29 protein-coding genes, 1 tRNA gene and 1 pseudogene are annotated in these 25,939 nt (G+C 61.7%); 22 read left to right on the top strand and 9 right to left on the bottom strand.

The window, feature by feature from the left end; translation table 11 throughout:
- Positions 1–32 precede the first annotated feature (32 nt).
- Positions 33–773 carry a YebC/PmpR family DNA-binding transcriptional regulator gene (locus RYZ20_RS05120; protein WP_317670989.1) on the top strand — a complete coding sequence of 247 codons (741 nt, stop codon included), beginning with the start codon at positions 33–35 and terminating at the stop codon, positions 771–773.
- A gap of 8 nt (positions 774–781) precedes the next feature.
- On the opposite strand, the gene RYZ20_RS05115 is transcribed toward RYZ20_RS05120, so the two are convergent.
- A complete protein-coding gene (locus RYZ20_RS05115; protein ID WP_317670987.1) occupies positions 782–1,435 on the bottom strand; it encodes a glycosyltransferase family 87 protein in 654 nt (217 codons plus the stop codon).
- Between the two features lie 114 nt (positions 1,436–1,549).
- Positions 1,550–2,404: a LysR family transcriptional regulator ArgP gene (locus RYZ20_RS05110; RefSeq protein ID WP_317670985.1), complete on the bottom strand. Its 855-nt coding sequence runs from the start codon at positions 2,402–2,404 to the stop codon at positions 1,550–1,552.
- Positions 2,405–2,484: 80 nt separating this feature from the next.
- Between RYZ20_RS05110 and RYZ20_RS05105 the strand changes: the two genes are divergently transcribed.
- The 3 genes from RYZ20_RS05105 to RYZ20_RS05095 all read left to right on the top strand — a co-directional run bounded on the left by RYZ20_RS05105 (position 2,485) and on the right by RYZ20_RS05095 (position 4,552).
- Entirely contained in the window at positions 2,485–3,087 is a 603-nt protein-coding gene (locus RYZ20_RS05105) for a LysE/ArgO family amino acid transporter (protein ID WP_317670983.1), read from the top strand.
- Positions 3,088–3,139: 52 nt separating this feature from the next.
- Positions 3,140–4,027 (top strand): DMT family transporter, encoded by an 888-nt coding sequence (locus RYZ20_RS05100; protein WP_317670981.1) that lies wholly within the window; start codon positions 3,140–3,142, stop codon positions 4,025–4,027.
- A 132-nt stretch (positions 4,028–4,159) separates the two neighbouring features.
- Positions 4,160–4,552 (top strand): hypothetical protein, encoded by a 393-nt coding sequence (locus RYZ20_RS05095; protein ID WP_317670979.1) that lies wholly within the window; start codon positions 4,160–4,162, stop codon positions 4,550–4,552.
- A gap of 3 nt (positions 4,553–4,555) precedes the next feature.
- Here RYZ20_RS05095 and choV read toward each other — a convergent pair whose 3' ends face one another.
- The 3 genes from choV to choX all read right to left on the bottom strand — a co-directional run bounded on the left by choV (position 4,556) and on the right by choX (position 7,453).
- Complete coding sequence (choV, locus tag RYZ20_RS05090; RefSeq protein WP_317670977.1) at positions 4,556–5,566, bottom strand: choline ABC transporter ATP-binding protein; 1,011 nt, start codon at positions 5,564–5,566, stop codon at positions 4,556–4,558.
- Positions 5,563–6,396, bottom strand: coding sequence for a choline ABC transporter permease subunit (gene choW, locus RYZ20_RS05085; RefSeq protein WP_317670975.1), 834 nt, complete (start codon positions 6,394–6,396; stop codon positions 5,563–5,565). Before choW ends, choV begins: the two co-directional genes overlap by 4 nt.
- A 142-nt stretch (positions 6,397–6,538) precedes the next feature.
- Entirely contained in the window at positions 6,539–7,453 is a 915-nt protein-coding gene (choX, locus tag RYZ20_RS05080) for a choline ABC transporter substrate-binding protein (RefSeq protein WP_317670973.1), read from the bottom strand.
- 133 nt (positions 7,454–7,586) lie between these two features.
- On the opposite strand from choX, the gene betI reads away from it, so the two are divergent.
- The 5 genes from betI (at position 7,587) to RYZ20_RS05055 (ending at position 13,748) form a co-directional block, all read left to right on the top strand.
- Positions 7,587–8,168, top strand: a complete 582-nt coding sequence (betI, locus tag RYZ20_RS05075) for a choline-binding transcriptional repressor BetI (protein WP_317670971.1) — start codon at positions 7,587–7,589, stop codon at positions 8,166–8,168.
- Entirely contained in the window at positions 8,169–9,677 is a 1,509-nt protein-coding gene (betC, locus tag RYZ20_RS05070) for a choline-sulfatase (protein WP_317670969.1), read from the top strand.
- A 33-nt stretch (positions 9,678–9,710) separates the two neighbouring features.
- Positions 9,711–11,162 (top strand): betaine-aldehyde dehydrogenase, encoded by a 1,452-nt coding sequence (gene betB, locus RYZ20_RS05065; RefSeq protein ID WP_317670967.1) that lies wholly within the window; start codon positions 9,711–9,713, stop codon positions 11,160–11,162.
- Between the two features lie 48 nt (positions 11,163–11,210).
- Positions 11,211–12,866, top strand: coding sequence for a choline dehydrogenase (betA, locus tag RYZ20_RS05060; protein WP_317670965.1), 1,656 nt, complete (start codon positions 11,211–11,213; stop codon positions 12,864–12,866).
- Between the two features lie 558 nt (positions 12,867–13,424).
- Positions 13,425–13,748 carry a hypothetical protein gene (locus RYZ20_RS05055; protein WP_317670963.1) on the top strand — a complete coding sequence of 108 codons (324 nt, stop codon included), beginning with the start codon at positions 13,425–13,427 and terminating at the stop codon, positions 13,746–13,748.
- Positions 13,749–13,994: 246 nt separating this feature from the next.
- On the opposite strand, the gene RYZ20_RS05050 is transcribed toward RYZ20_RS05055, so the two are convergent.
- Positions 13,995–14,894: a LysR family transcriptional regulator gene (locus RYZ20_RS05050; RefSeq protein WP_317670961.1), complete on the bottom strand. Its 900-nt coding sequence runs from the start codon at positions 14,892–14,894 to the stop codon at positions 13,995–13,997.
- Between the two features lie 182 nt (positions 14,895–15,076).
- Between RYZ20_RS05050 and RYZ20_RS05045 the strand changes: the two genes are divergently transcribed.
- The 10 genes from RYZ20_RS05045 to RYZ20_RS05000 all read left to right on the top strand — a co-directional run bounded on the left by RYZ20_RS05045 (position 15,077) and on the right by RYZ20_RS05000 (position 23,845).
- Positions 15,077–16,087, top strand: coding sequence for a hydroxyacid dehydrogenase (locus tag RYZ20_RS05045; RefSeq protein ID WP_317670959.1), 1,011 nt, complete (start codon positions 15,077–15,079; stop codon positions 16,085–16,087).
- A gap of 2 nt (positions 16,088–16,089) precedes the next feature.
- A complete protein-coding gene (locus tag RYZ20_RS05040; protein WP_317670957.1) occupies positions 16,090–16,770 on the top strand; it encodes an RraA family protein in 681 nt (226 codons plus the stop codon).
- A gap of 27 nt (positions 16,771–16,797) precedes the next feature.
- A complete protein-coding gene (locus tag RYZ20_RS05035) occupies positions 16,798–17,751 on the top strand; it encodes a Bug family tripartite tricarboxylate transporter substrate binding protein (protein WP_317670955.1) in 954 nt (317 codons plus the stop codon).
- A 66-nt stretch (positions 17,752–17,817) separates the two neighbouring features.
- Complete coding sequence (locus RYZ20_RS05030) at positions 17,818–18,279, top strand: tripartite tricarboxylate transporter TctB family protein (protein ID WP_317670953.1); 462 nt, start codon at positions 17,818–17,820, stop codon at positions 18,277–18,279.
- A gap of 7 nt (positions 18,280–18,286) precedes the next feature.
- Positions 18,287–19,783, top strand: a complete 1,497-nt coding sequence (locus tag RYZ20_RS05025) for a tripartite tricarboxylate transporter permease (RefSeq protein ID WP_317670951.1) — start codon at positions 18,287–18,289, stop codon at positions 19,781–19,783.
- A 71-nt stretch (positions 19,784–19,854) separates the two neighbouring features.
- Positions 19,855–20,829: a TRAP transporter substrate-binding protein DctP gene (gene dctP, locus RYZ20_RS05020; RefSeq protein WP_317670949.1), complete on the top strand. Its 975-nt coding sequence runs from the start codon at positions 19,855–19,857 to the stop codon at positions 20,827–20,829.
- A gap of 1 nt (position 20,830) precedes the next feature.
- On the top strand, positions 20,831–21,349 hold the full coding sequence (locus RYZ20_RS05015; protein ID WP_317670947.1) for a TRAP transporter small permease: 519 nt from the start codon (positions 20,831–20,833) through the stop codon (positions 21,347–21,349).
- Complete coding sequence (locus tag RYZ20_RS05010; RefSeq protein WP_317670945.1) at positions 21,349–22,641, top strand: TRAP transporter large permease; 1,293 nt, start codon at positions 21,349–21,351, stop codon at positions 22,639–22,641. The genes RYZ20_RS05015 and RYZ20_RS05010 overlap by 1 nt, the downstream gene beginning before the upstream one ends.
- The gene (locus RYZ20_RS05005; protein WP_317670943.1) at positions 22,638–23,591 is read left to right on the top strand and encodes an SMP-30/gluconolactonase/LRE family protein; all 954 of its coding nucleotides are present in this window, start codon (positions 22,638–22,640) and stop codon (positions 23,589–23,591) included. Before RYZ20_RS05010 ends, RYZ20_RS05005 begins: the two co-directional genes overlap by 4 nt.
- Positions 23,591–23,845 (top strand): hypothetical protein, encoded by a 255-nt coding sequence (locus RYZ20_RS05000; protein WP_317670941.1) that lies wholly within the window; start codon positions 23,591–23,593, stop codon positions 23,843–23,845. Before RYZ20_RS05005 ends, RYZ20_RS05000 begins: the two co-directional genes overlap by 1 nt.
- On the opposite strand, the pseudogene RYZ20_RS04995 reads toward RYZ20_RS05000, so the two are convergent.
- A pseudogene (locus RYZ20_RS04995) lies at positions 23,842–24,240 on the bottom strand (transposase); the annotation flags it as partial. The gene RYZ20_RS05000 and the pseudogene RYZ20_RS04995 sit on opposite strands and share 4 nt — an antisense overlap.
- 271 nt (positions 24,241–24,511) lie before the next feature.
- Between RYZ20_RS04995 and RYZ20_RS04990 the strand changes: the two are divergent.
- Positions 24,512–24,585: transfer RNA gene (locus tag RYZ20_RS04990), tRNA-Gly, on the top strand.
- Between the two features lie 38 nt (positions 24,586–24,623).
- Here the strand turns inward: RYZ20_RS04990 and hemP are convergent.
- Positions 24,624–24,773: a hemin uptake protein HemP gene (hemP, locus tag RYZ20_RS04985; protein WP_317670939.1), complete on the bottom strand. Its 150-nt coding sequence runs from the start codon at positions 24,771–24,773 to the stop codon at positions 24,624–24,626.
- The gene (locus RYZ20_RS04980; protein WP_317670937.1) at positions 24,770–24,931 is read right to left on the bottom strand and encodes a hypothetical protein; all 162 of its coding nucleotides are present in this window, start codon (positions 24,929–24,931) and stop codon (positions 24,770–24,772) included. The genes hemP and RYZ20_RS04980 overlap by 4 nt, the downstream gene beginning before the upstream one ends.
- Positions 24,932–25,132: 201 nt before the next feature.
- Here RYZ20_RS04980 and RYZ20_RS04975 point away from each other — a divergent pair, with 201 nt between their 5' ends.
- Both RYZ20_RS04975 and RYZ20_RS04970 read left to right on the top strand, forming a co-directional pair.
- Positions 25,133–25,432, top strand: coding sequence for a hypothetical protein (locus tag RYZ20_RS04975; RefSeq protein ID WP_317670935.1), 300 nt, complete (start codon positions 25,133–25,135; stop codon positions 25,430–25,432).
- 78 nt (positions 25,433–25,510) lie between these two features.
- Positions 25,511–25,939, top strand: a complete 429-nt coding sequence (locus tag RYZ20_RS04970; protein WP_317670933.1) for a c-type cytochrome — start codon at positions 25,511–25,513, stop codon at positions 25,937–25,939.

Here is a 25,939-nt window from a genome sequence, read left to right as displayed (position 1 = left end):
CCCCAATTCAAGGAATATCCGACGGAGATACCATGGCAGGCCATTCCAAATGGGCCAACATCCAGCACCGCAAAGGTCGCCAGGATGCTGCGCGTTCGAAACTGTTCTCGAAGTTCTCGAAAGAGATCACGGTTGCGGCGAAGATGGGCGACCCCGACCCCGAGAAAAACCCGCGTCTGCGTCTGGCGGTGAAGGCGGCAAAGTCGCAATCCATGCCGAAGGACGTGATCGACCGCGCGATCAAGAAATCGCAGGCGGGCGAAGGGGATGAGTATACCGAGATCCGTTATGAAGGCTACGGCCCGAACGGTATCGCGGTGATTGTCGAGGCGCTGACCGACAACCTGAACCGCACCGCCTCGAACGTGCGGTCGTATTTCACCAAATGCGGTGGCAACCTTGGCCAGACCGGCTCGGTCAGCCACGGCTTCGACCGCTTGGGCGAGATTTCCTATCCGGCCGAAGTCGGAGACGAAGACACCATCATGATGGCCGCGCTCGAAGCCGGTGCCGAGGATGTGGAATCGGACGAAGAGGGGCATTTCATCTATTGTGCGATGGAAGGCCTGGCCGAGGTCTCGGATACGCTGGAAAAAGAACTGGGTGAATCGACCGAGTCGAAGCTCGTCTGGCGCCCGCAGTCGCGCACCGAGGTTGATCTTGAAACCGCGCAGAAGCTGATGAAGCTGATCGACATGCTCGAAGAAGACGACGACGTGCAGACGGTGACGCATAACTTCGACGTCCCCGACGACATCGCCGCACAGCTTTGATCTGCGGATCATACCGGATCGGAAAGCGCCCCTCGGGGCGCTTTTCTTTTGCCTGTCTCAGATCGGTTTGAGCGGGGCTTATGTGGCGTGCTCTGCCTTGTCCCCGCCGAGGCGCGCTTGCCCAAGCTGAGCAGGCAAAAGGCACCAATCAGCGCGCCGGTGAGAAATCCGTTTTGGCCGGATCGAATGGTCACCAGTATCGCAGGGAACACGAAGACAAACACCGCGAAAACCTGCTCTCCCGCCAGTTTGCGCAAAACCAGCGCATAGGCTGCAAAACTTGCGCTGATGAACAATAGATAGGCCAGCCAGACCTCCAGATAGCCCAACGGCGCCAGTAAAAGGTTGAACTGTGCCGGGTAGGTCCAAGGCATAAAAATGCCTTCACCGGCGAGTTCCGCCTGACGGGCATGAAAGCCGGAAAAATCGTAAACGCCGGCCGGATTTCCTTCGCGGATATAGTCGCCGACAAGATGGAAGTCGTTGAAATCCACGAAAAGAGGTTTGTCCTGCCTACTGCCGGGGGCCGCCAATTCGAAGGCGGTGATCAGGATCAGAGCCACCACAAACAGCAGTAGCAGGGCTTTGGAGCTTGGGCGTAGCGGAATGGGGGCGCTGGCTTTATCGGGGTGAGGTATCGGGGGCAGTGTCTTTGTAAACATATAAAAAACAATCACTAACGATCCTGCAGAGCAGGAACCTTTACAAATATCAGATGCCACAATGGCCCGTGTTGTGGTGCGATGCCAGACAAATGTGCGAGTGTCGGGCTGCCTTTAAAGCAGAACCGTGCGGGCGGCGTCTTTGATCGCGCGGCCAAGGGGGGCAAGCTGCACCTTGAGGCGGCGCTGGCTTTGCCAATGAAGCGGCACGTCGATAGGCGCGGGGCCAAGCGCCACCAGCGCGCCCGAAGCCAGATGCCCGCGCACCAAAGCTTCGGGGTTCATCCCCCAGCCGATCCCCAAAAGCGCGGCCGCGACAAAGCCTTCGCTTGATGCGATCCGGTGGCTGCGCAGCGCAATCTGCCCGCCGCAAATCATCGACGCCCACTGGTCTTGCAGGCGGTCTTTCAGGTTGAACTGGATCGCAGGCGCCTTGGCCAGCGCGTGCCGGTTCACGCCGTCCGGAAACCAGCGCGCGACGAACGCGGGGCTGGCGGTCGCGATATAGCGCAACCGCCCGAGGGGCACGCTATCGCAGCCCGCCACAGGGCCGGGATCGGCGGTGATCGCGGCCACCACCGCGCCGCTGCGCAGCCAGTTGGCCGAATGTTCCTGATCGTCGATCACCAGATCGAACAGCCGCTCGTCGATCTGCGCCAGTGCGGGCAGAACCCAGGTTGCAAGGCTGTCGGCATTGACGGCGAGGGGCAGAACAGGTGGCGCCTCGGGCGGATGGAGCCGCGCCTCCAGAAGCGCCACCTCACGCAGATGGCGCACGAGGTCCGCGCCTTCCTCGGTCGCGCGGCAGGGCTGCGCCCGGATCACCAGAACCGCGCCGATCCGCGCCTCCAGCGCCTTGACCCGCTGCGAGACCGCCGACGGAGTAACATGCAACCGCACCGCCGCCCCCTCGAACGAGCCGGTTTCGACAACGGCGGCCAAAGCCTCGAGCGCGGTATAGTCCAGCATTAGCATTCCTTAATTCAATCCAGATTAATTAATTTGAACTTATATCATGTGGGCGCTATCGCAAACCGAGGAGGTGGCCCATGCTCGCATTTCTGTCCGGCTATAAATTGGCGATCGGGTTGATCGTCGCCATCGGCGCGCAGAACGCGTTTGTGCTGCGTCAGGGGTTGCGGCGCGAACATGTGTTCGCGGTCGCGCTGTTCTGCGCGCTCTCGGACGCGGTGCTGATCGCGCTTGGCGTGTCGGGCTTTGCGGTGGCAACCAAGGCGCTGCCGTGGCTTGATCCGGCGCTGCGGTGGGGGGGCGTTGCGTTCCTGAGCTATTACGCCCTGCGCGCGGCCATGGCTGCGTGGCGCGGCGGCGAGGTGCTGATCGCGGGCGAGGGGGCAGCGGCCAGCCTGCGCTCGGTCATGGTGGCGGTGGCGCTGTTCACATGGGCGAATCCCCATGTCTGGCTGGATACGGTTGTGCTTTTGGGGGCGGTCTCGGCGCAGTTTCCGGGGCAGGGGCTTGCCTTTGCGACGGGGGCGGCGCTGGCCTCGTTCAGCTTTTTCTTCGCGCTGGCCTATGGTGCGCGCTTCCTTGCGCCGGTGTTTGCGCGGCCTCTTGCGTGGCGGCTTTTGGATGGGGGCATCGCGGTGCTGATGGCCTCGATCGCGTGGCGGCTGGCGCAGGGCGCGTAACCCTTACAATTTCGCGCTTGCGGGGCAGGGGCGTTTTCGGCTTGGTGGCGGGATGAGCGCGCAACCGACCCAAGACAAACCGCTGATCGGCATTTTGTGGATGCTGGCGACAACCGCCAGCTTTACGGCGGTCAATGTGATCGTGCATTACCTTGGATCGGGGCTGCCTGCCGCGCAGACCTCGTTCATCCGGTTTGCCTGGGGCGTGCTGTTTGTGATGCCGGCGCTGTGGTCTTTTGGCAAGACGCGCTATCCCAGGCAGATCTGGGGGCTGTTTGCGCTGCGCGGTGTGTTTCAGGCGGTTGCGGTCTTGCTGTGGTTCTTTGCGATGGCGCGCATCCCGATCGCGGATGTGACGGCGATTGGATACCTCAACCCGATCGTGGTGACGCTGGGGGGTGCCTTGTTGCTGGGCGAGGGGTTCGCTTGGCGGCGCGGAGTGGCGGTGCTGGTCGCGCTGCTCGGCGCGCTGATTATCCTGCGTCCCGGCCTGCGAGAGGTTCTGCCGGGCCATGTGGCGCAACTGGGGGCGGCGGTGTTTTTCGGCGCGGCCTATCTGGTGGCGAAGCGGCTGACGAGCTTTGCGCCTGCGGCTGTGATTGTGGCGAATATGACGCTGGTGGTGACGCTTTGTCTGGCACCGTTTGCGATTGCCGTGTGGCAGCCGATTTCAATGACAGAGGTGCTCTGGCTGGGGCTGGTCGCGGCGTTCGGGACATTCGCGCATTACTGCATGACGCGCGCGTTTCAGGCGGCGCCCGTGACGGTGACGCAGCCGGTGGTGTTCTTGCAGCTTGTCTTCGCCAGCACAGCGGGCTGGGTGTTTTTCCGCGAGGCGGTAGACCCCTACGTCATTCTGGGCGGCGCGATCATCATTGCCTCGGTGTCCTATATCAGTTGGCGTGAGGCGCAGATAAAGCGCCGGGCCGCGCGCCTTTGACTATCCTTTCGGCTATGAGGCTGGCCCATTGGGTCGCGCCATCATCCCCATGCGCCATCGCGCCAGACGCCCGAAGGTATTAACCAGATGGAAGGGTTAATGCCCGTATGGATATCTGGTGTGAGTAGAGCAATGGCACAACGATCTGTTGTCGAGCTGGCCCTCGGGGCCACCATGAGTCTGGCCCTGCTGGCCGTCATGTCGCCAGCTTTCGGCTATACCGAGACCTTCCCGCCGATTGCGAGCACGCTGTCCGATCTGTCGTCCGCGCAGGCAGAACTGAGCGCGAGCATCCAGTTCGCCCCGCCGATTTTGCAAGAGGCCGCCCGTCTGGCCGAGGAAGACAGCGTCCGCGAGGCTCGTCTGGGCGATCCGGGCGCACCCGAACTTGCGCAGGATGTCGCCCCGATCCTTGCGGTGATCGAGCAGAATAACGATCTGTTCGACAGCGAGTTGTCGCAGGCGATCATTCGTGAGCTTATCACTACGCTGCCCGCTGAACTGGCCGCCGGGCAGGCGCGCTAAGGTTTAGCCGCGCGGGTCGATCAGCTTGGCGATCACCCCTTCGCGGGTGATCCGACGCCCGTCGCTCAGCGCCACCTGCGGCATCTCGCGCAGCATCTCCATCACGGTTTTGACCGGCGTGTCGGGTGCGAGCGTCGGGCCGTCGGCGGAGCCGTCTTCGGCCAAATCTTCGGCAGTCAGCACGCCAAGCGGGTTCATATGGGCCACGAAATCGGCGACATAATCATCGACCGGATTGGCGATAATCTCGCGCGCGGTGCCTAGCTGCACGATGCGCCCGCCCTCCATCAGCGCGATCCGGTTGCCCAGTTTGAACGCCTCGTCCAGATCGTGACTGACGAAGATGATCGTGCGTCTAAGCTTTTGCTGAAGCTCCAGAAGTTCGTCTTGCAGCTTGGCGCGGATCAGCGGGTCAAGCGCCGAGAAAGGCTCGTCCATCAGAAGGATCGGCGCATCGGTGGCAAAGGCGCGGGCAAGGCCGACGCGCTGCTGCATACCGCCCGAAAGCTCACCGACCTTGCGCTCGGCCCAGTCCGACAGGCCGACAAGCTCCAGCTGCTGATCGACACGCGCGCGCCGCTCGGGTTTGGTCATGCCGCCCAGTTCCAGCCCAAGCCCGACGTTTTCGCGCACAGAGCGCCAGGGCAGCAGGCCGAATTGCTGGAACACCATCGCGACGCGGGTCAGGCGGACGTGGCGCAGAGTGGCGGGCGAGGCATGGGTCACATCGACCAGACCATCACCATCCCAGACATGCACGGCACCGCGACAGACGGGATTCAGCCCGTTGACTGCGCGCAGAAGCGTGGATTTGCCGGACCCCGACAGCCCCATCAGCACAAGGATTTCGCCCTCGGCCACCTCAAGCGAGCAATCATGCACGCCGAGGATCTGGCCGGTCTTTTCCTGCACCTCGGCGCGGGTAAGGTTTTCGTCCATCAAAGGCAGGGCGCGGTCGGGGCGATCCCCGAAGACGATGGAAACATTGTCGAATTTAACAGCGGTGCGGGTCATTTCTTGTCTCCCACGCGGAGCATACGGTCAAGGATGATCGCGACGACGACGATGATGATGCCGGATTCAAAGCCGAGCGCGGTGTTGACGGAATTGAGCGCGCGCACAACCGGCACACCCAGGCCGTTCGCGCCGACCATCGCGGCGATGACCACCATCGAGAGCGACAGCATGATTGCCTGATTGAGGCCCGCCATGATCTGGGGCAGGGCATAGGGCAGTTCGACCTTCCAAAGCACCTGTCGCGAGGTGGCGCCGAAAGCGCGGGCGGCCTCAAGCAGTGCTTGCGGCGTGGACGAAACACCCAGATGGGTCAGGCGGATCGGCGCGGGCAGCACGAAAATCACCGTCGCAATCAGGCCCGGCACCATGCCAAGGCCGAAGAACACAATCGCGGGGATCAGGTAGACGAAGGTCGGTAGGGTTTGCATCAGGTCAAGGACCGGCTGCATCGTGGTATACAGGCGCGGGCGGTGGGCCGCAGCGATGCCGATCGGCACGCCGATCGCCATGCAGATCGCGCAGGCCGAGAGCACCAGCGTCAGGCTTTCGGTGGTGTTTTTCCAATAGCCCTGATTGAGGATGAACAGAAACCCAAGCGCGACCAGCAACGCGGTTTTCCAGTTGCGCTGCAAGCCCCAGGTGATTGCGACGAAGACAGCAATCACGGCCAGCGGAGGCGGCGTTTGCAAAACCCAGAGGATCGCCTGGATCAGGCTCTCCATCGCGGCGGCGATGCCATCGAAAAAGGCGCTGCCGTGGAACTGAAGCCAGTCAAAGACGATTTTAGCGGTTTTACCCACGGGGATCTTGGTGGTGAGCCAATCCATGCACGTTGTCCTGTTCTTGCCGGGGAAGGCGCGTTTCAAAGGTTAACAGTGGCGCGATACCGGCGCCTCGGCCCCAAGGGCGCGACCTGCGAAACGTGAAAAACGACAGGCCCCGGAGCAGCACACTCCGGGGCCTGCGAACTTAGAGACCGAGGCCCGATTTAACCGCGGCCAGACCGTCCTTGCCGTCAACGGTGGTCACACCGTCAAGCCAGGGCGTGATCGCATCGGGGTTGGCCTTGATCCAGTCGAGAACCGCCGTATCCGGCTCGACGCCATTGTCGAGGATCTCGCCCATGATCTGGTTTTCCATCGCGAGGCTGAACTTCTGGTTGGTCAACATCTTGGCGACGTTCGGGCAAGCATCTGCAAAGCCCTGACGCGCGACGGTGTAGACCTGACCTTCGCCGCCGAAGAAATCCTCGCCGCCCGGCAGGTATTTCAGTTCATAGTTCGAGTTCATCGGGTGCGGTTCCCAGCCAAGGAAGACCACGCCGCCCTGGTTCGGGTAGACCCGGCCAACCTGTGCCAGCATCCCTTGTTCCGAGCTTTCGACAACCTCGAAGCCCTCGAACAGGCCGCCCGCTTCGGTCAGCGAGATCAGATAGCCGTTGCCTTCGTTGCCCGGCTCGATGCCGTAGATCTTGCCGCCCAGTTCATCCTTGAACTTGGCCACATCGGCGTAGCTTTGCAGCCCCTTGTCCCAAAGGTATTTCGGAACGGCGAGCGTGTATTTCGTGCCGACAAGGTTCTCGTTCAGCGTAACGATGGTGCCCTTGTCCAGATAGGGGCCGATGGCACCGGCCTGCGCGGGCATCCAGTTGCCGAGGAACACGTCGATGTCGCCCGAATCAATCGAGGCGAAGGTCACCGGCACCGAGACGATCTTGACGTCCACCTCGTAGCCAAGCGCCTGAAGCACCTGCTTGGTTGCCGAAGTGGTGGTGGTGATGTCGGTCCAGCCCACGTCCGAGAAAGTAACTTTGGAACATTCGGCCTGTGCCATGCCAGCGGCGGCAATAAGGGCCAAAGTGGAAAGAGCGGTCTTGTGCGTCATGTTTGCACTCCCTGTGTGCGTTGTCATGCCTTGGCGCGTCCTGCGAATCCTGCGCTGTCGGCCTTTTTGTTGATTGACGAGTCAATAAACTCATCCCAGAATGATCTTTGCAACAGTTTTTTTGGGAAAACCGATGGCGAAGGTCAGCGCAGAACCTAAACGACGAGCCGATATCGTCAAGGCAACCATCCATGAGATCGGCGTGCGGGGGTCCCTTGAGGTCACCGTCGCGCAGATCGCCCGTAGGGCGGGGGTGTCCTCGGCATTGGCGCACCATTATTTCGGGTCGAAAGAGCAAATCTTTCTGGCGACGATGCGCCATGTGCTGACGATCTTCGGCGCCGAGGTGCGCGGCGCGCTGGCTGCGGCCACGACGAATCGCGAGCGGGTCGAGGCCATCGTCCATGCGTCGTTCGCGGCGGGGTCGTTCCGGCGCGAGGTGGTGAGCGCGTGGCTGAATTTTTACGTTCTGGCCCAGACCGAACCCGAGGCGCGGCGGCTTTTGGGGGTCTATCACCGACGGCTTTCCTCGAACCTGATCTACGATCTGCGCCCGCTGGTGGGCGCGCGCGCGCCGCGCGTCGCCGAGGCGCTTGGCGCGCAGATCGACGGGCTTTACCTGCGCGCCGCCCTTGCGCCCGCGCGCAACCGACTGGACCGGACGGCGGCGATTTCGCTTGTCCTTGATACCCTTATGCATGAGCTGGAGGACTGAATGACCCGCCCGAATATCCTGATCCTGATGGTCGATCAGCTGAACGGGACGCTGTTTCCCGACGGGCCGGCAGAGTGGCTCCATGCGCCGAACCTGAAAAAGCTGGCAAAGCGGTCCGCGCGGTTTCGCAACGCCTATACCGCCAGCCCGCTGTGCGCACCGGCGCGGGCGTCCTTTATGTCGGGGCAATTGCCGCGCCGCACGCGGGTCTATGACAACGCGGCCGAGTTTTGCTCGGACATCCCGACCTATGCCCACCATCTGCGCCGCGCGGGCTATCAGACCACGCTGTCGGGCAAGATGCATTTCGTCGGTCCCGACCAGATGCACGGGTTCGAGGAACGCCTGACGACCGACATCTACCCCGCCGATTTCGGCTGGACGCCGGATTACCGCAAGCCCGGTGAGCGGATCGACTGGTGGTATCACAACATGGGCTCGGTGACGGGTGCGGGCGTGGCCGAGATCACCAACCAGCTCGAATATGACGACGAGGTCGCCTATGAGGCGTGCCGCAAGCTCTATGATCTGGCGCGTGGCCATGACGAACGCCCGTGGTGCCTGACGGTCAGCTTTACCCACCCGCACGACCCCTATGTCGCGCGCAAGAAATACTGGGATCTCTACGAGGATTGCGCGCATCTGCACCCCGAGGTCGCGCCGATCCCCTTTGACGAGATGGACCCGCATAGCCAGCGGCTTTACCACGCCTCGGATATGGCGAATTTCGAGATTACGGACACCGATGTCGAACGCTCGCGCCGCGCCTATTTCGCGAATATTTCCTATATCGACGACAAGATCGGTGAAATCCTCGAGGTGCTGGAAACCACGCGGCAAGAGGCGATCATCGTCTTTGTCTCGGATCACGGCGATATGCTGGGCGAGCGCGGCGCATGGTTCAAGATGAGCTTCTTTGAAGGCTCGTCGCGCGTGCCGCTGATGGTGGCCGCCGAAGGTGTGCAGGCGGGGCTTTACGAAGAGCCGGTCTCGACGCTGGATGTGTTGCCGACCGTTTGCGATCTGGCGCAGATCGACCTGTCCGAAGTGATGCCGTGGACCGACGGGATTTCGCTGGTGCCTTTGGCGAACGGGCAGGGGCGCGAGGCGCCGGTGCGCGTCGAATATGCTGCCGAAGGCTCTTATGCGCCGCTCGTCAGCCTGCGGCGGGGCAAATACAAGGCGAATTTCTGTGCGCTTGACCCCGATCAGCTGTTCGACCTCGAGGCCGATCCGCATGAGATGAATAACCTTGCGACCGAACCGGCCTCGGCTGAAACGCTTGCCACGTTGAAAGCCGAGGCCGAAGGGATGTGGGATCTGGCCGCCTATGACGCCGAGGTGCGCCAGTCGCAGGCGCGCCGCTGGGTCGTCTACGAGGCGCTGCGCAATGGCGCCTATTTCCCGTGGGACTATCAGCCCCTCAAGAAAGCGTCCGAGCGTTACATGCGCAACCACATGGACCTGAACGTTCTGGAGGAAGGCCAGCGCTTCCCGCGCGGCGAATAATCCAGCCAAATGAATAACCTACCGGAGACGCCCATGCTTAGCGCGCAACCCAAAGCCAGCCATTTCATCGACGGCGCGTATGTTGAATCGGATGGTGACGAAATTGTCGTGACCTATCCCTACACGGGCGAGGTGATCGCGCGCCTTCACGCCGCCACGCCCGAGGTGATCGACCGCGCGATAGCCTCGGCCGGGCGCGCGCAAAAGGACTGGGCTGCGCTGGCCCCGGTGGACCGCGCGCGGGTGTTGCAGCGTGCCGCCATGATTATCCGCGAACGGGGGCCAGAGCTTGCGCGCCTTGAAACGCTTGATACCGGCAAGCCGATTCAGGAAACCGAGGTCGCGGACTGGCCTTCGGGCGCGGACAGCCTTGAATATTTCGCGGGGCTGGCGCCGACGCTGACAGGCGAAACGATCCCCTTGGGCGGTGATTTCGCCTATACCATCCGCGAGCCTTTGGGGGTTTGCGTCGGCATCGGCGCGTGGAACTATCCCAGCCAGATCGCCTGCTGGAAGGCCGCGCCTTCGCTTTCGACCGGCAACGCGATGGTGTTCAAGCCATCCGAGGTCACGCCCCTCGGCGCGCTGAAACTGGCCGAGATTTTCATCGAAGCCGGTATGCCTGCGGGGGTGTTCAACGTGGTGCAGGGCTTCGGCGCGGTGGGAGCCGCACTGGCGACCGATCCGCGCGTGGCGAAGGTATCGTTGACGGGGTCCGTGCCCACTGGCGCGCGGGTCTATGCGGCGGCTGCGGCGGGCATGAAGCATGTCACGATGGAGCTGGGCGGCAAGTCGCCGCTGATTATCTTTGATGACGCCTCGATCGAGGATGCCATCGGGGCGGCGATGCTGGCGAATTTCTATTCGTCCGGGCAGATCTGCTCGAACGGGACGCGGGTCTTCGTGCAAAAGGGCATCAAGGAGACGTTCCTCAAGCGTCTGGCCGAGCGCACGGGCGCGATTGTCGCGGGCGATCCGTTGGTGGCAGAGACGCAATTCGGGCCGCTGGTGAATCGCACGCAATTCGACAAGGTTCTGGGCTATATCGAGACCGCCAAGGCCGAGGGCGCGCGGCTGGTCTGCGGTGGTGCTGCGGGCAATGAGGGCGCGCTTTTCGTGCAGCCGACCGTTTTTGCCGATGTCACCGACGAGATGACCATCGCCCGCGAAGAGATTTTCGGCCCCGTCATGTCGGTTCTCGATTTCGAGACCGAAGAGGAGGTGATCGCGCGGGCAAACGGCACCGAGTTCGGGCTGGCGGCGGGGGTGTTCACGGGCGATCTTGCGCGCGGGCATCGGGTGATCGGGCAGTTGCAGGCGGGCACCTGCTGGATCAACGCCTATAACCTGACGCCGGTGCAGATGCCGTTCGGGGCGGTCAAAGCCTCGGGGCTTGGGCGCGAAAACTCGCGCGCGGCTATCGAGCATTACACACAGGTCAAGGCGGTCTATGTCGGGCTGAACCCCGTCGATAGCCCCTATTAAGCGGGCGCCAAGCCCCTTTTGGAAACCACAAGTCGAAAGCGGAACGTCATGGAAGCGGAATATGTGATTGTCGGGGCAGGCTCTGGCGGATCGGCTTTGGCCTATCGGCTGGCGGAAGCCGGCAAGCAGGTCTTGATTATCGAGCATGGCGGCACGGACGCGGGGCCGTTTATCCAGATGCCGGCGGCGCTGTCTTACCCGATGAACATGGGCGTTTACGACTGGGGCTATCAGTCGGAACCGGAGCCGGGCCTTGGCGGGCGCCGTCTGGTCACGCCGAGGGGCAAGGTGATTGGCGGGTCGTCCTCGATCAACGGGATGGTGTTTGTGCGCGGACATGCGCGCGACTTCGACCACTGGGCCGAAAGTGGCGCGCGCGGCTGGGGCTATGCCGATGTGCTGCCCTATTTCAAGCGGATGGAGCATTGGCACGGCGGCGCGGACGGGGGCGACCCTGCGTTCCGTGGCGACAAGGGGCCGCTGCATATCACGCGCGGGCCGCGCAAGAACCCGCTGTTCAAGGCCTTTATCGAGGCCGGTCAGCAGGCGGGCTATGGCTATACCGCCGATTATAACGGCTACCGGCAAGAGGGCTTTGGCCCGATGGAAGCGACGATCTGGAAGGGGCGGCGCTGGTCCACGGCCAACGCCTATCTGCGGCCAGCGATGAAGTCGGGGCGTGTGCAGATCGTGCGCGCACTGGCCCGCAAGGTTGTGTTTGACGGCACCCGCGCCATCGGTGTCGAGGTCGAGCAGGGCGGCGCGGTCAAGGTGATCCGCGCGCGTGCCGAGGTCGTTCTGGCGGCAAGCTCGATCAACACGCCGAAGCTGTTGATGCTGTCGGGCGTCGGCCCTGCCGCGCATCTGGCCGAGCATGGTATCAACGTGATCGCAGATCGCGCAGGCGTGGGTGGCAATCTGCAAGACCACCTTGAGGTCTATATGCAATTCGCCGCCAAGCAGCCGATCACGCTGTTCCGCTATTGGAACCTGTGGGGCAAGGCGCTGATCGGGGCGCAATGGCTGTTCACGAAAAAGGGGCTTGGCGCGTCGAACCAGTTTGAGGCCTGCGGCTTTATCCGTTCGGACAAGGGGGTCGAATACCCTGACATTCAGTATCATTTTCTGCCGATCGCCGTGCGCTATGACGGCAAAGCATCGGCAGAGGGGCACGGGTTTCAGGTCCACACTGGCCCGATGCGGTCGAAATCGCGCGGGCGGGTGTCGCTGCGTTCGGGCGACCCGAAGGATGCGCCCTCGATCCGCTTCAACTATATGTCGCATCCCGACGACTGGGACGAGTTCCGCAAAGTGGTGCGCCTGACCCGCGAAATTTTCGCGCAAGAGGCGATGACCGCGCATGTGAAGCACGAAATCCAGCCCGGGGCGCGCGTGCAAAGCGATGCCGGGATCGACGCCTTCATCCGCGAGCACGCCGAAAGCGCCTATCACCCCTGCGGCACGGCGCGCATGGGGGCGGCGGATGATCCGGGCGCGGTGGTCGACCCCGAGGGGCGCGTCATCGGCGTGCAGGGCTTGCGTGTCGCTGATAGCTCGGTCTTCCCGCGGATCACCAATGGCAACCTGAATGGTCCCTCGATCATGGTGGGCGAGAAGATGGCGGACCATATCCTGGGCCGCTCGCTGTCTGCGGTGAATAACGAGCCTTGGGTGCATGGAGACTGGCAGGCCGCGCAGCGATAGCGGGGCGTGATGGCCCCGCTTTCGTCCGTCCTCATTGGTTCTGATTGGCTGGCATATGCCTCATCGGGGGTCAACACGCGCTAGTCGAATGGGGCGTATGCTTCGCAAAAAGTGGCGAACCGCTACGGCGTGGGCGAGCGTCATCGCCTGCACTGTGGCGAGACCATCCCGCGCGACGTGACGCTGAAAAGCTCTTCTGCCACAAGAAATGCAGGCGCGACTATTACAACGGGCTGCGGGCCGAGAGGGGCGGCAAATCAGTGCGAGATATCCACACGAAAATCTTGGAACAGTTCAGGCTGAGCCGTCGTGAGTTTGAAGCATCACCCGACTCCCCGCCGCGCCACATAGATAGCGGGTTGGCCGGTCCGCTCTGGGTGCTCCAAAAGTTGCGCGCTGAGGGTATGGCGAAGCCTATCTTGAAATACGAGGCCTTTCGGCGATTGGTGAAGCCCGCGCGGCGATAATTCTCTTGTCTGTCAATTGCTCGTTTCAAAAACGAGCAATTTTTTCCGGCGGGCATTGCTGGCAGCTTCCAAGCGATAGGAGGCCAACGCCATGCAGTTTGATACCCGAGAAAGACTTGCTCATCTTGCTTCGATAAATGAAGAAAGGCGTCAGGCACTGCGCATTGCTGCGCGGCGCCGGAACGATATCGCGAATGTTTTGGCTTCGACCAAAGCAGACCTTGCGGCGACGCTTGGCGAGCGTCGCGACCATTCAAACCGTGATTTCATCGACGCCCGGGTTCAAGAAGCGAGGGCGCTTATCACCGAGCTTGAGGGCAAACTCGATTTGCCTCGGCGCAGGTTGAAACAGCCAAAGGAGACGCGGCCGAGGCCGAGTGCCTCAATGCGGCATGCGTGGAATTTGCCGAAGTGAACTTGCTTCCGATGCCTCTCGCGGCTGTTAGCCCGCAGCAGCACCATGACAGGAGCTTGTAATCATGGCCCTCAGGCGTGCAAGATGCGTTCAGCGACGCCGTTCGTTCGCATTTTGCGACGCGCTACAACGGCCGTTATTGCGATGTGCGGTGGTTCGAGGAAGAGGACCTGCTTCGGGTGTTGATCCTGCACGGTTCCATGACGCCAAATCGCGTGCACGATGATTTAAGGCGGAAAGCGATCCCTAACTTTCGATGGCCTTCCGAACGACACCATGCTCTGCGCAAAGCTCGGCCAGAACGGCATGCAGACGCGAGATGATCTCTCCGCGTGGCGAGACAGTGCGTTCGACGATCCCGATCTGGCGGTTGATCTGAGGCTGCCCGAAGGGAATGCGGAGAAGGCGGGAGTCTTCAGGTTCTTGCAGGGCCACATGCGGCACGACCGAAATCCCAAGCCCTTGCCGGACGCATGTCACGATAGATCCGATCGTGTCGATCTCGGCCACATCGTTCGTCACGACACCAAGTCTGGAAATTTCGGTGTCGATCAGATTGGCCAGCGGGACGGCGCTGCGAAACCGGATATAGGGGCGGGTGTTCAAAAGCTCGATCGGGTCGCGCAACTCGGTCCCTTCCGGCGCAATCAGCCAAAGCGGTTCGCGCAGGAACGGGCTCCATCGTAGCGCGCTTGGAAACCCGACATGCTCTGCCACAATCGCCGCATCAAGCCGACCGGCGGCGACATCGGCAATCAATGTGGATGACAGCGATACCCGCAGGCTGGTTTTCAGCGCCGGATAACGGCTGCGCATCTGCACAACAGCGCGGGGCAGCAGGTTCAGCGCACTGGAGCGAACAGAGCCCAGCATTAGCGTTCCGGCAATCAGGTCGCCCCGCAGGCTTGCCTTGGTGTCCTCTTCGCGGCGCAGGATGTCTCGCGCCATTTCTATCACTTGGGTGCCTTGTGGCGTCAGCTTCGGCGGACGCGAGCTGCGGTCAAAGATAGAAATCCGCAATTCGGTCTCAAGCGCCTGAATTTGCTGACTAACGGCGGATGCCGTCAGCCCGACGATGTCTGCCGCCTGTGCAAAGGTGCCGTGCGATTCAATCGCCAGCAAGGTTTTAAGCTGTCTGGTATCCATCCTTAAATCCAGTTTTGCTTAATTTGATAACCAGAATTACGCGTTTTTGAAAAGCATTTCTTTTTATTAACGTGCCTTTCCAACGAGGAGAGTCGCCGCCGGTCGAGGAGCCGGATGCGACCTTTGCACAAATGAATGAAGCGCGGCGCCCCGACGACAGAGGGGCCAAGGAGATATGCACGATGAGCAAGACCATTCTTGTAACCGGTCCTGATCTTGATCCGTCGGCGGCCAAGCTGGTGGCAGAGCACGGTTATGAGACGGTACACACGCCGCCTTACGCTGACAGCGAGGTGATTTCGGAATTCCTGAAAAAGACAGGGGCGGTCGGGATCGTGTCGCGGATGGGGCGTCTGGACGCCAATGTCATGGACGCGGCACCGCAGCTGCGGGTGATCTCCAAGCACGGCGTCGGCGTGGATAATATCGACATCGCCGCGGCCGCCGAGCGTGGCATTCCGGTGCTGGTCGCAACCGGCGCGAACGCGGTATCGGTGGCCGAGCACGCGATTGCGCTCTTGCTGAACTGTGCCAAACGCATACTGCCGCTGGACGCCGGGCTGCGCGCGGGCCGTTGGGAAAAGCCGGGGTTCTCGGGGCGAGAAATCGCAGGCGAGACATTGGGCCTGATGGGTATGGGCGCGATTGCGCAGGCCACGGGGCGGATTGCCCAAGGGCTTGGTCTTCGGCTGATCGGCTATGATCCCTACGCCCCTGACAGCGCGTTCGAGGCGCTTGGCGTTACCCGCTGCGCAAGCTTCGAGGACTTGCTTACGCAGTCGAATATCCTCAGCCTGCACTGCCCGCTGACCGAACAGACGCGCCAGATCCTGAACGCCGAGGCCATCGCCCGGATGCCCGAAGGCGCCTTTGTCATCAATACCGCGCGCGGCGGCCTGATCGACGAAGCGGCGCTTCTGGCTGCGGTGCAAGGCGGCCATCTGGCGGGGGCAGGGCTTGATACGTTCGCAATCGAGCCTCCTGCCGCAGATCACCCGTTTTTTGCCGAGCCGCGCATCGTGGTGACGCCGCATATCGGCGGGGTCACGCGTCAGGCAGGCGCGCGCGTCGGTGTCGATGCCGTGCGCGGGATTTTCCAGATCCTGGAAGGCAAGCCCGTTCCGCCCGAGCGCATCATCAATCGCAAGCTTCTGGATGCCGCGAAGGCACCGCTTGAAAACGTGGAGAAATAACCATGCCTATCGGCTTCCGTATCCTGACCCGCGAGCGTGTCGCATCGAAAGAACTGGTCGCGGCCTACGCTAAGCTGCCCGTCGCGAATGTGTCGGATTGCATGTCGCGCATGACTGCCGCCGGTCCGACGCTTCGCCCGATGCACACCAAGGGTGGCATGGCCGGGGTTGCTTTGACGGTCAAGGCGCGTCCGGGCGATAACCTGATGCTGCACAAGGCCATTGATATGGCCGTGCCGGGCGATGTGATTGTCGTGGACGCGGGCGGTGACCTTTCCAACGCGCTGATGGGCGAGCTGATGCTGGCTTATGCCATCAAGAAAGGCGTTGTCGGCTTCGTGCTGAACGGTGCGATCCGCGATGTGGACAATTTCCGCGAGACCAACCTGCCGACCTATGCCGCAGGCGTCACGCATCGCGGCCCCTACAAGGATGGCCCCGGCGAGATCAACGTGCCCATTGCCATCGACGGCATGGTGATCAACCCCGGCGACATCGTGATCGGTGACAGCGACGGGGTGCTGGCGGTGTCCATCGACGAGGCCGAAGACATCCTGAAGAAAACCCAAGCCAAATCCGAAGCCGAGATCAAGCAGATGGCTGCGATCGAAGCCGGAACCAACGACCGGAGCTGGGTGGACCGCGCCTTGAAAGAGCGCGGCTGCATCCTGCCCGAAGCCTGAAAATCCCGCATGCAAAGGAGGAGTAACATGCTTACCATTTTCAAGAAGACCGCGCTTGTTGGCGCGATGGTTCTGTCCGCAGGGGCCGCTGTGGCCGAGTATCCGGAAAAGCCGATCGAGGTGATCGTCGGCTATTCCGCAGGTGGCGGCACCGATGTGATGGCGCGCACCGCGGCCCCGTTCATCGAGAAATATCTTGGTGAGGGCGCAAGCCTTGTGGTCAAGAACATGCCGGGCGCCTCGGGCCAGATCGGCGTGACCGAGGCCGCGCATTCCAACCCCGACGGCTATACGCTTGGCACGTTCAACCTGCCGGGCATGATGGCGCGCACCATCGACCGCGAGGCCGAATACGACCGTGACAGCTTTACCTACCTTGCGAACGTGGTGAACGATCCCAACGTGATCGTGACCGCCAAGAACAGCGGGCTGGACACGCTGGACAAGCTGCTGGCTGACGCCAAGGCAAATCCGGGCGCAATTACCGTCGCCATGTCGAGCCTCGGGGGTGACGACCACTTCGCGCTGATCAAGCTGCAAAACGCGACCGAGACCGAGTTCACCATCGTCCCCTTCAAAGGTTCGGCGCCTGCGCGCACCGCGCTTCTGGGTGGCCACGTAGCGATGGGCATCCTGAACATTTCGGAAGTGGCAGAGTTTCAGGACCAGTTGAATGTTCTGGGCGTGGCTACCAAAGAGCGCTCGCCCTTCGCCCCTGACCTGCCGACCTTCAAAGAGCAGGGTCTTGATCTGGTGAACGGCTCGATGCGTGGCTTCATCGCGCCTGCGGGTCTTCCCGACGACGCCAAAGCCAAGCTGATGGACGCGTTCAGCAAGCTTGCGGGCGATCAGGAATTCCTTGCTGCGATGGCAGCTACGGCCAACCCCGTGGAAGTCGTGACCGGCGACGATTTCAAGACGCTGACCTCTGACCTTTATGACCTTGCAAAAGGTGTGTGGGAAACCACGCCCTGGAACTAAGGCAATAATCTGCGCGAGGGGCGGTAAGTCCCTCGCGCATCCCAAACCCGCTTTGGAGCCACCCCCATGCCCGAGAATCGCACAAACCGCCTGCTCAGGCCCGAAACCCTGACCGCGCTTGGTATCATTCTGGTCGCCGCCGGTTTCCTGATCCCCTCATTCGAGTTGCGGGCCATCTCGGCATTGCTGCCTGCGGCTATGCTGCTTGGGTTGATCGTGCTGTCGCTTGCCCTGCTGCTGAGCGACCAACGCAAGGCAGGCGCGGGTGAACATGCGACCCCGATGACACAATCCCCCAAGCGCGTGATCGGTGCCTTTGCTCTTGTCGTCGCCTATGCGCTTTCGACCGATTTCATTGGCTTCTATGCCAGCACCGCCGTCACTATCCCCCTTGTTGCCTGGGTCTTTGGCTACCGCAGCGCGGTGGGCCTTGCTGTCGCGACCTGCATCGTGGTGGGGACGATCTGGCTGATCTTCGATTTCGGGATGTCGCAAGACTTCCCCACTGGCCGCCTGTGGCAGAACTGAGGTTCCCATGTATTCCGATCTGTTTCATGCTCTGCCTGACGTCTTTGCCCTGACGAATTTTGTCGCCGTCGTGATCGGCGTGATTGCAGGTATCGTAGTGGGCGCCATGCCGGGGCTGTCCGCGACGATGGCAATCTCGGTTCTTGTGCCCTTCACCTTCGGACTGGAGCCGCTGGTGGCGCTTGGCCTGATGGCAGGCATCTATAACGGTGCCATGTATGGCGGGGCTATTCCTGCCGTTCTGCTGCGCATACCGGGCACGCCTGCGGCGGTTGCCACAACCTTTGACGGCTATCCGATGGCCCAGAAGGGCGAGGGCGGTTACGCGCTTCAGGTTGCGGTTGTTTCCTCGGCCTTTGGCGGCATCGCCTCTGCGTTTGCGCTAATGCTGCTGGCGCCGCCCTTGTCCAAGGTCACGCTGCTGTTCGGCCCGTCCGAGGTGTTCTGGGTCGCGGTGTTCGGCCTTGCCTCGATCATTTTCCTGCTCGGCGGCAACCCGATCAAAGGGCTGATCTCGGCCTGTTTCGGGGTGTTTGTCTCGGTCATCGGGTCGGACCCGATCTATGGCAATGACCGCTTCACCTTTGGTCAGCTCGAAATGCTTGATGGGATCAATATCGTGATCCTGCTGGTTGGCCTTTACGCGCTGCCGCCGGTGATCGACCTGCTGGAAACCCCGCTGAAAACCGGTGTGAACAGCTCAAAACTGGGCACCGAGTCCATGTGGAAGGCTTTGCCGCGCATGAAGGGTTACTGGAAAACATGGCTGCGCGGCTCGCTGATTGGCATCTGGATTGGTATTCTGCCCGGTGCTGGTGGCTCGATGGCGGCGTTCATGTCCTACAACGAGGCGCGCCGGACCTCGAAAACCCCCGAAACATGGGGTGAGGGCGAACCCGAGGGCGTTGCCGCCGCCGAAGTGGCCAATAACGCCGACACCGCATCGGCCCTGATCCCTGCGCTGACCCTTGGTATTCCGGGCACGGCTGTTGCGGCGGTGATGCTGGGTGGTTTGCTGGTGCATGGGCTGCAACCCGGTCCGATGCTGTTCCGCGACAACCCCGACATCGTGTTCGGCTTCATGTGGCAGTTCCTGTTCGGTGCGATCCTTCTGATCCTGCTGGGTGGTTCGCTGGCGACCAATAGCTTTGCGCGTCTGCTGAACCTGCCGCGCCCGCTGCTGGGATCGGTCATCATCGTGCTGATGCTGATCGGCGTCTATTCGATCCACGGGCGCATGTTCGATGTCTATCTGATGCTTGGCTTCGGGGCTGTGGGCTGGGTGATGGACAAACTGAAGTTTCCGCTGCCGCCGGTTGTGCTGGGGCTGATCCTTGGGGGCTTCGCCGAAGAGAACCTGCGCCTAGCCCTGCGGATTGGCCGTGGCGATTGGCTCGTGCTGTTCCAGAATACAACAAGCCTCATTCTGGTCGCCCTGACGGTCGCTGTTGTCGTCGGGCCGACTCTGAAAAAGCGCTTCATCGCACGCCGCAAGGCAGGATGAACTGTTGAAAAAAACGGGGGTGGGCGAAACCACCCACCTCCCGATATAACTGAAAACCCGGAGGAAAACCTATGACCCTTAAGACCCTCGGCGCGGCAGCGCTCATTGCTCTGTCGACCACTGTTGCCCACGCGGACAACTGGACCGCTTACACCTACTCGTCGGTGTCCTCGACCTCGGCGGTGAAGGGCATGAACCGCATCACCGAGCGCGCTGCGGCAGAGACCAATGGCGATCTGACGATCGACCTGCACCTTGGCAAAACCCTGCAAATCGCATCGGCTGACATCACGCAGGCTGTAGGCGACGGGGTTGTCGATATGGCGGCCGACTTCTTCTTCTCGGGCAACGTTCCGCTGGCACGCGTGCTTAACCTGCCGATGCTGATCGAGAACGACGACGAATGGGCCAAAGCCTATGCCGCGATGGAGCCGGCGCTGGTCGACGCATTCGCCGCACAAGGCGTTGTGTTGCTGGGCGGCTATCGCTACCCCGAGCAGACGATCTTTACCACTTTCGAGATCAACAGCCTTGCTGATCTGAACGGCCACAAAATCCGCGTGACCTCGCCCGAGCAGGGCAAGTTCATCGAGGAATTCGGCGGCGCGCCGATCACCCTGTCGGGGTCGGAAGTGCCGACCTCGCTGGAACGTGGCGTGATCGAGGGTGTCGTGACCGCAAGTGCGGGTGGCGCCAAGAACTGGCACGAGTTCCTGCCGTATAACTACCGTTTCGCGGTGAACTACGGCAACTCGATGATCATTGCGAACGCTGACAGCTTTGCGGCCCTTTCGCCGGAAACGCAGCAGACCCTGCGCGCGATCGTTGCCGAAGAAGGCCCGAAAACCACTGCTGAATTCCTTGTGGATGAAGACGTCCAGAAGAAATCGCAAGCCGAGGCTGGCATGACGCTTGTCGCCATGGCTGACGGCGATGCAGCGGCAGCCAATGCCAAGCTGGCTCCGTTCTGGGAAGCATGGGCAAAGGAAAACGGCCCCGAGTATGAGACCGCGCTGGCAACCGTCCGCGCCGCCATCGGCAAGTAAAATGCAACCTGATACAAACAAGGGACCGGCTTCGGCCGGTCCACTCTTCGATGTGGTCGCCAAAGGGGCTAGCTTGCTGACCGGCGCGGTTCTGGTCTCGCTGGTGGTCCTTGTCTGTGTCGAAGCCTTCTTGCGCGGTGCCTTCAACTACTCTTTGGGGTTTGCCGAAGAGCTGACGGGCTACTGCGTCGTCTTCATAACCTTTTTCGGTGCCGCTCTGGCGCTGCGCGGGTCGGCCATGTTTCAGGTGCATTTCCTGATGGACAGATGGTCGGCACCGACGCGCCGTTGGGCAACACGTATCTTTGTGATTATTGCTTTGGTGATCTGCGTGATCCTTGCGTGGAAGGCCAAAGACCTGACGCTCAGCTCGTTCGCGCGCGGTAAATTCGCGCCCACCGTTTTGCGCACGCCGCTTTGGGTGCCGCAACTTATTCCGCCTCTGGGCTTTGCTGTCCTTGGCTTCTTTCTGGTCGAGCAGTTCCTGCTGACCTTCCGCAAATCCGGGGACAAAAGCTGATGGAAGCGATTTTGGCCTTCGGCCTTCTGATCGGGCTGATCCTCGGCGGCATGTGGGTGCAGTTTGCAGTCGCAGGCGCGGGTCTGACCTATATCTGGCTGCTCAAAGGATTTGGCGGCTGGAAAGCGCTTGGCATCGTCAGCTGGGGTGCGGCGAACAGCTTTACCCTTGCGGCGATCCCGCTGTTTGTCCTGATGGCCGAAATCCTGCTTGGCTCGGGGCTGTCCACGCGCCTTTATAATGGCGTTGCGCCCTTTATGCGGCGGCTGCCGGGCGGATTGCTGCACACCAACATCGCAGGCAGCGGCATTTTTGCGGCAATCTCGGGCGGTTCGGCCCCGACGGCGGCAGCGATGTCCACCGTTGCCCTGCCAGAGCTTTCCGCGCGCGGCTATAACCGCCGGTTGGTCGCGGGATCGCTGGCGGCGGGCGGCACGCTTGGTATTCTGATCCCGCCCTCGATCACCATGATCATCTACGCCACCTTTACCGAAACCTCTATCGCGCGGCTGTTCGCGGCGGGGCTTGTTCCGGGGATATTGCTGGCGCTGTGCTACATGGGCTTCATCATCGCGCGCGTTCTGATTAATCCGTCGCTGGCCCCCAAGCTTGAGACCCGCGCATCCGCAGGTGATCTGGGCCGCGCCCTTCTGGATATTGTGCCTTTCCTGATGCTGATTACCATCGTTCTGGGCAGCATCTATGGCGGGTTTGCAACGCCCACCGAGGCAGGGGCTGTTGGCACAGTTGGCGCCATTCTGATCGCCGCGATCTATCGCAAGCTCAGCCTCAAGCTGATCAAGGATGCGCTCGCGCGCACGGCTTCGATGAGCGGCAACATCCTGTTTGTCGTCTTCACCTCGATGATCTTTGCCTATGCGACGGCGCTGTCGGGGATTGGCGAGGAACTGGTCGGCACGCTTGAGAATGCGCAGGTGTCGCGCCTCACCTTCTTGCTGATTATCATGGTGGTCTTTGCGATCCTTGGCTGCTTCATGGAAGGGCTGGGGATGATCGCCATCATCGTTCCGGTGATCTTTCCGGCACTGGTGGCCCTTGGCGTCGACCCGATCTGGTTTGGCGTCTTCGTCGTGATCTTGGTCGAGCTTGGCCAGCTTACCCCGCCGCTTGGCGTGATCCTGTTTGTTGTGGCCAGCTCGTCCAGCGAGGTGAATGTTGAGGATGTGATCATGGGCACTTTGCCGTTTTTCATCATCATCGTCGCCTTTATGCTACTGCTGATCGCGGTCCCGCAAATCGCGCTATTCCTGCCGGAGTTCACATTCGGATGACCCATACCTACCCTTTCCCGGAACCCGTCATCATCGACGCCGAGGTTTTCACCGAACTGCCTGCCGAATTGCGGCGCACCGGCCAGCCCTCGTACTGGGCCGAAAAAAACCGGCGTGGGCAGGCGGCGGACAGCTTTCTGGAAGGCCCGTCCTTTGATCGGCAGGGGAACCTGTATTTCGTCGATATCCCCTTTGGGCGGGTTTTCCGGGCGACGCCTTCGGGCCACATCTCGCAGATCGCGGAATATGAGGGGCAGCCGAACGGTCTGAAAATCCATTCGGACGGGCGCATCTTTCTGGCTGATTTCCAAAACGGGATCATGCAGCTTGATCCGGAAACGGGGGCGGTGACGCCCGCGCTGGCCGATGCCGACACCGAAGGCTTCAAGGGCTGCAATGACCTGCATTTCGGCCGCGATGGCGCGCTTTATTTCACCGATCAGGGCCAAACCGGCCTGCAAGATCCAAGCGGTCGGGTCTGGCGCTGGCAACCCGAAACCGGAGCGCTGTCGTGCCTGATCGACAAGGTTCCAAGCCCGAACGGGCTGGTGCTGGATCTGGCCGAGCATGTGCTGTTTCTGGCTGTGACCCGCGCCAATGCGGTCTGGCGTTTGCCCTTGTCGCCCTCGGGGCGGGTGAACAAGGCGGGGCTGTTCTTGCAGTTTTCGGGCGGGCGCGCGGGGCCGGATGGTCTGGCGCTGACCTCGGCTGGGGGCGTGGTCGTGTGCCAGACGGGCATGGGCCTTGTCTGGGTGCATGATGTGCTTGGCCGCCCCATTGCGGTGGTGCGCTCGCCGCGCGGACTTGGCACCACAAACTGTGCCTTCGGTGGCCCCGATGGCCGCACCCTGTTCATCACCGAGTCCGACAGCGGAAGCATCCTGAAAGCAGAGTTCCCCGCGGAACTGGGCATTTCCGGCGCGCCGATGTTTTCGCAAACCGCGCAGTGATGCTTGGCGCGCTGCGGCATCCGCAGTCGCTGGCCTATCTGGCCGGAAGCCTGTTCTCGATCATCGGGACATGGGGGCAGCATGTCACGGTGTTCTGGCTGGCTTGGGAGTTGACAGGCTCGACATCGGTTCTGGGTCTGCTTGCCACGCTGGAGCTGTTGCCCTCTGTGCTGGCGGCCCCGATTGCCGGAGCCATGGCTGACAGCCGGGTCGTGTCGCGAATGCTGTGGAAAATCTTTGGCGGCGCACTTTAGGCATGTGATGGATTGCTGTTTCCGGCAGCGAGGACAAGGGGCATGGGTTCAAGCGGCTGAGAGAGGGGTTCCCATCCGTCGACCTTGCGCATCTGAATTTGACCAGAGGCGAGCAGCGCCCAAAGCAGCATCGGCACGGTTTCAGCACAGGGCAGCACGGTCTGGGTCTTGATGCGGCGGCGGAACTCCTTGTTCAGTCGCTCGATGGCGTTGGTGGTCCGGGCGGATTTCCATTGCGAGGGATCGAGGCGGGTGAAAGTGAAAAGCCGGTCGCCAGCTTCCTCCAGACTATCGGCAACGGCCCGGCACTTCAGCCGCCACTTGCGCAGGAACGCCTTGCGCCGCTTTTCGATCTCGGCCGCGGTTTCTGCGTAGATCATGTCGCGGTAGACCTCAGCTCGCGATAGATCCCGTGCATCGGATTCCTGTGCTCCCATTGCGCAGACGGCTTTCCGGCGGGATGGTTTGCCGTTCGGTGAGGGTGTTAACCGTTGACCCGTGCTTGAGATAGACCACCAGGGGGCCGCAAAGGGCGTCCTTGTGGGCCTCCTGTAAGGCCAGTGCCGCCTTCATCTCCCCCGCTATGAGCGCGGATGTGTTTCGGCGTTTTGCGCCGGATCGCCTCTTGCGCAGGGGCGGGCGGGCGGCTAATCAGGGGGACGAGCGGCGGGTATGGTGTAGTGGTAGCGCCTCAGCCTTCCAAGCTGATGGGGCGGGTTCGATTCCCGCTACCCGCTCCAGATTTTCCCGATATGCGCCAGATAGCTCGCCTCAGCGATTATTTCGTCAAGATAAGCTTGCCCTGCCGAGTGATGCGCAGGGTGTAGATCTGGCCGTTATGCACGATATTCGCCAGATTCCCGCCCGCGCACAGGCGTTCGGCCTCATGGGCGGGCAGGGCGTTGGTAAAGCTTTGCGTGATGGTCATTTCTGCCGCTCCAGCCTGTCCAGGAAATACTCGATCCCCGAATTCGCGGGCGGCATCGAGGCGCACAGAGCCTCGACAATGTCGCCAAGCGTCAGCGGCGGATCGGTGGGGTGTTCGGCCCGACGCGATGTCAGGCGCGGCAATGCGCTGCGTTTCATGGTGCTCTCCTGTCTGTCCGGCGCGGGCCAGGTTCCCTGAGTGACTCGCGATGAAAATAACCTGACAAAAATTATCAGAATTGTAAAGAGGATAAAAATACTAAGGATAATCTCACAGCTTGGTGTGCGGAGCTTCGTGTCGCGTTGACAGGGCGGCTGCTTGGCGCGATGAAAGGGAACGCAATCTGAAAGGTCGGCCCCTTGCGCCTGCTCAAAGCCCTGCTTGTTCTGTGCCTGATCGCCCTGATGTGGGGCGCGCCCGGCATTGACGGGGCACATGCGATGGGGATGGATTGCGCCGATTGTGAACATTCAGACCAGATGCCGATGCCGGAAGACTCCGGTTGCGCGGCCTGCATTGTCTGCGCCGCTGCCGGGGTGCCGCTGCGCGTGGCGCCGGTCTTTCGCCCGATGGGACAGTCCATAGTTTTCGTTCCGGTCGAGGCAACCGTGCCTGTAGGGGCGGTTCTGCCGCCCGATCCGCCTCCGCCACGGGGCTGAGTTTGTCGCGCTGACCGGATGGTCGGCTTGTCGATAAACTGCGGCTGCACAACGCCGCACATCCCTTATGAGCAAAACATGAAACGTTATCTTCTTCCCCTGGCCGGGGTCGCGGCGCTTGCCGTTGGCGCGGCTTTCTTTCTGAACCAACCCACCGAGACCGTGGCCTCGGAGCCTGCCAAGGGCGATCCGATCGTCGCTGTCGCCCAGCCCAAGGCGTTCTCGGCGCAAGCGCAGGCGGGCAAACAGGCTTTTGACGCGGTTTGCGCGGCCTGCCACGGTGAAAGCGGCACGGGGCGGATGGGCATGGGGCCGCCGCTGATCCACAAAATCTATGAGCCCTCGCATCACGGCGATATGGCGTTCGAGCGCGCGGTGAAAATGGGAGTGCAGTCGCACCACTGGCCTTTTGGCAATATGCCGCCGCAAAACGGGCTGACGGGGGGCGATGTGAAGAACATCACCCGCTATGTGCGCGAAATCCAGTCCGCGAACGGGATTTACTAG

Origin of the sequence: Pseudothioclava alba (assembly GCF_033100795.1) — a bacterium.
Taxonomy (GTDB): domain Bacteria; phylum Pseudomonadota; class Alphaproteobacteria; order Rhodobacterales; family Rhodobacteraceae; genus Pseudothioclava.
Note: the sequence above shows the minus strand (reverse complement) of the source record. Positions and strands in the feature narration are given on the sequence as shown.

Excerpts from the sequence above, each read along its gene's own strand:
- RYZ20_RS05120 (WP_317670989.1), top strand. The coding sequence starts at position 33 with ATGGCAGGCCATTCCAAATGGGCCAACATCCAGCACCGCAAAGGTCGC.
- dctP (WP_317670949.1), top strand. The coding sequence starts at position 19,855 with ATGACCCTTAAGACCCTCGGCGCGGCAGCGCTCATTGCTCTGTCGACC.
- RYZ20_RS05105 (WP_317670983.1), top strand. The coding sequence starts at position 2,485 with ATGCTCGCATTTCTGTCCGGCTATAAATTGGCGATCGGGTTGATCGTC.
- RYZ20_RS05115 (WP_317670987.1), bottom strand. The coding sequence starts at position 1,435 with ATGTTTACAAAGACACTGCCCCCGATACCTCACCCCGATAAAGCCAGC.
- RYZ20_RS05030 (WP_317670953.1), top strand. The coding sequence starts at position 17,818 with ATGCCCGAGAATCGCACAAACCGCCTGCTCAGGCCCGAAACCCTGACC.
- RYZ20_RS05040 (WP_317670957.1), top strand. The coding sequence starts at position 16,090 with ATGCCTATCGGCTTCCGTATCCTGACCCGCGAGCGTGTCGCATCGAAA.
- RYZ20_RS05110 (WP_317670985.1), bottom strand. The coding sequence starts at position 2,404 with ATGCTGGACTATACCGCGCTCGAGGCTTTGGCCGCCGTTGTCGAAACC.
- RYZ20_RS05095 (WP_317670979.1), top strand. The coding sequence starts at position 4,160 with ATGGCACAACGATCTGTTGTCGAGCTGGCCCTCGGGGCCACCATGAGT.
- hemP (WP_317670939.1), bottom strand. The coding sequence starts at position 24,773 with ATGACCATCACGCAAAGCTTTACCAACGCCCTGCCCGCCCATGAGGCC.
- RYZ20_RS05100 (WP_317670981.1), top strand. The coding sequence starts at position 3,140 with ATGAGCGCGCAACCGACCCAAGACAAACCGCTGATCGGCATTTTGTGG.
- RYZ20_RS05015 (WP_317670947.1), top strand. The coding sequence starts at position 20,831 with ATGCAACCTGATACAAACAAGGGACCGGCTTCGGCCGGTCCACTCTTC.
- betI (WP_317670971.1), top strand. The coding sequence starts at position 7,587 with ATGGCGAAGGTCAGCGCAGAACCTAAACGACGAGCCGATATCGTCAAG.
- RYZ20_RS04980 (WP_317670937.1), bottom strand. The coding sequence starts at position 24,931 with ATGAAACGCAGCGCATTGCCGCGCCTGACATCGCGTCGGGCCGAACAC.
- RYZ20_RS04970 (WP_317670933.1), top strand. The coding sequence starts at position 25,511 with ATGAAACGTTATCTTCTTCCCCTGGCCGGGGTCGCGGCGCTTGCCGTT.
- RYZ20_RS05045 (WP_317670959.1), top strand. The coding sequence starts at position 15,077 with ATGAGCAAGACCATTCTTGTAACCGGTCCTGATCTTGATCCGTCGGCG.
- choV (WP_317670977.1), bottom strand. The coding sequence starts at position 5,566 with ATGACCCGCACCGCTGTTAAATTCGACAATGTTTCCATCGTCTTCGGG.
- RYZ20_RS05050 (WP_317670961.1), bottom strand. The coding sequence starts at position 14,894 with ATGGATACCAGACAGCTTAAAACCTTGCTGGCGATTGAATCGCACGGC.
- RYZ20_RS05010 (WP_317670945.1), top strand. The coding sequence starts at position 21,349 with ATGGAAGCGATTTTGGCCTTCGGCCTTCTGATCGGGCTGATCCTCGGC.
- choW (WP_317670975.1), bottom strand. The coding sequence starts at position 6,396 with ATGGATTGGCTCACCACCAAGATCCCCGTGGGTAAAACCGCTAAAATC.
- betC (WP_317670969.1), top strand. The coding sequence starts at position 8,169 with ATGACCCGCCCGAATATCCTGATCCTGATGGTCGATCAGCTGAACGGG.
- RYZ20_RS05055 (WP_317670963.1), top strand. The coding sequence starts at position 13,425 with ATGCAGTTTGATACCCGAGAAAGACTTGCTCATCTTGCTTCGATAAAT.
- RYZ20_RS05025 (WP_317670951.1), top strand. The coding sequence starts at position 18,287 with ATGTATTCCGATCTGTTTCATGCTCTGCCTGACGTCTTTGCCCTGACG.
- betB (WP_317670967.1), top strand. The coding sequence starts at position 9,711 with ATGCTTAGCGCGCAACCCAAAGCCAGCCATTTCATCGACGGCGCGTAT.
- choX (WP_317670973.1), bottom strand. The coding sequence starts at position 7,453 with ATGACGCACAAGACCGCTCTTTCCACTTTGGCCCTTATTGCCGCCGCT.
- RYZ20_RS05000 (WP_317670941.1), top strand. The coding sequence starts at position 23,591 with ATGCTTGGCGCGCTGCGGCATCCGCAGTCGCTGGCCTATCTGGCCGGA.
- betA (WP_317670965.1), top strand. The coding sequence starts at position 11,211 with ATGGAAGCGGAATATGTGATTGTCGGGGCAGGCTCTGGCGGATCGGCT.
- RYZ20_RS05005 (WP_317670943.1), top strand. The coding sequence starts at position 22,638 with ATGACCCATACCTACCCTTTCCCGGAACCCGTCATCATCGACGCCGAG.
- RYZ20_RS05035 (WP_317670955.1), top strand. The coding sequence starts at position 16,798 with ATGCTTACCATTTTCAAGAAGACCGCGCTTGTTGGCGCGATGGTTCTG.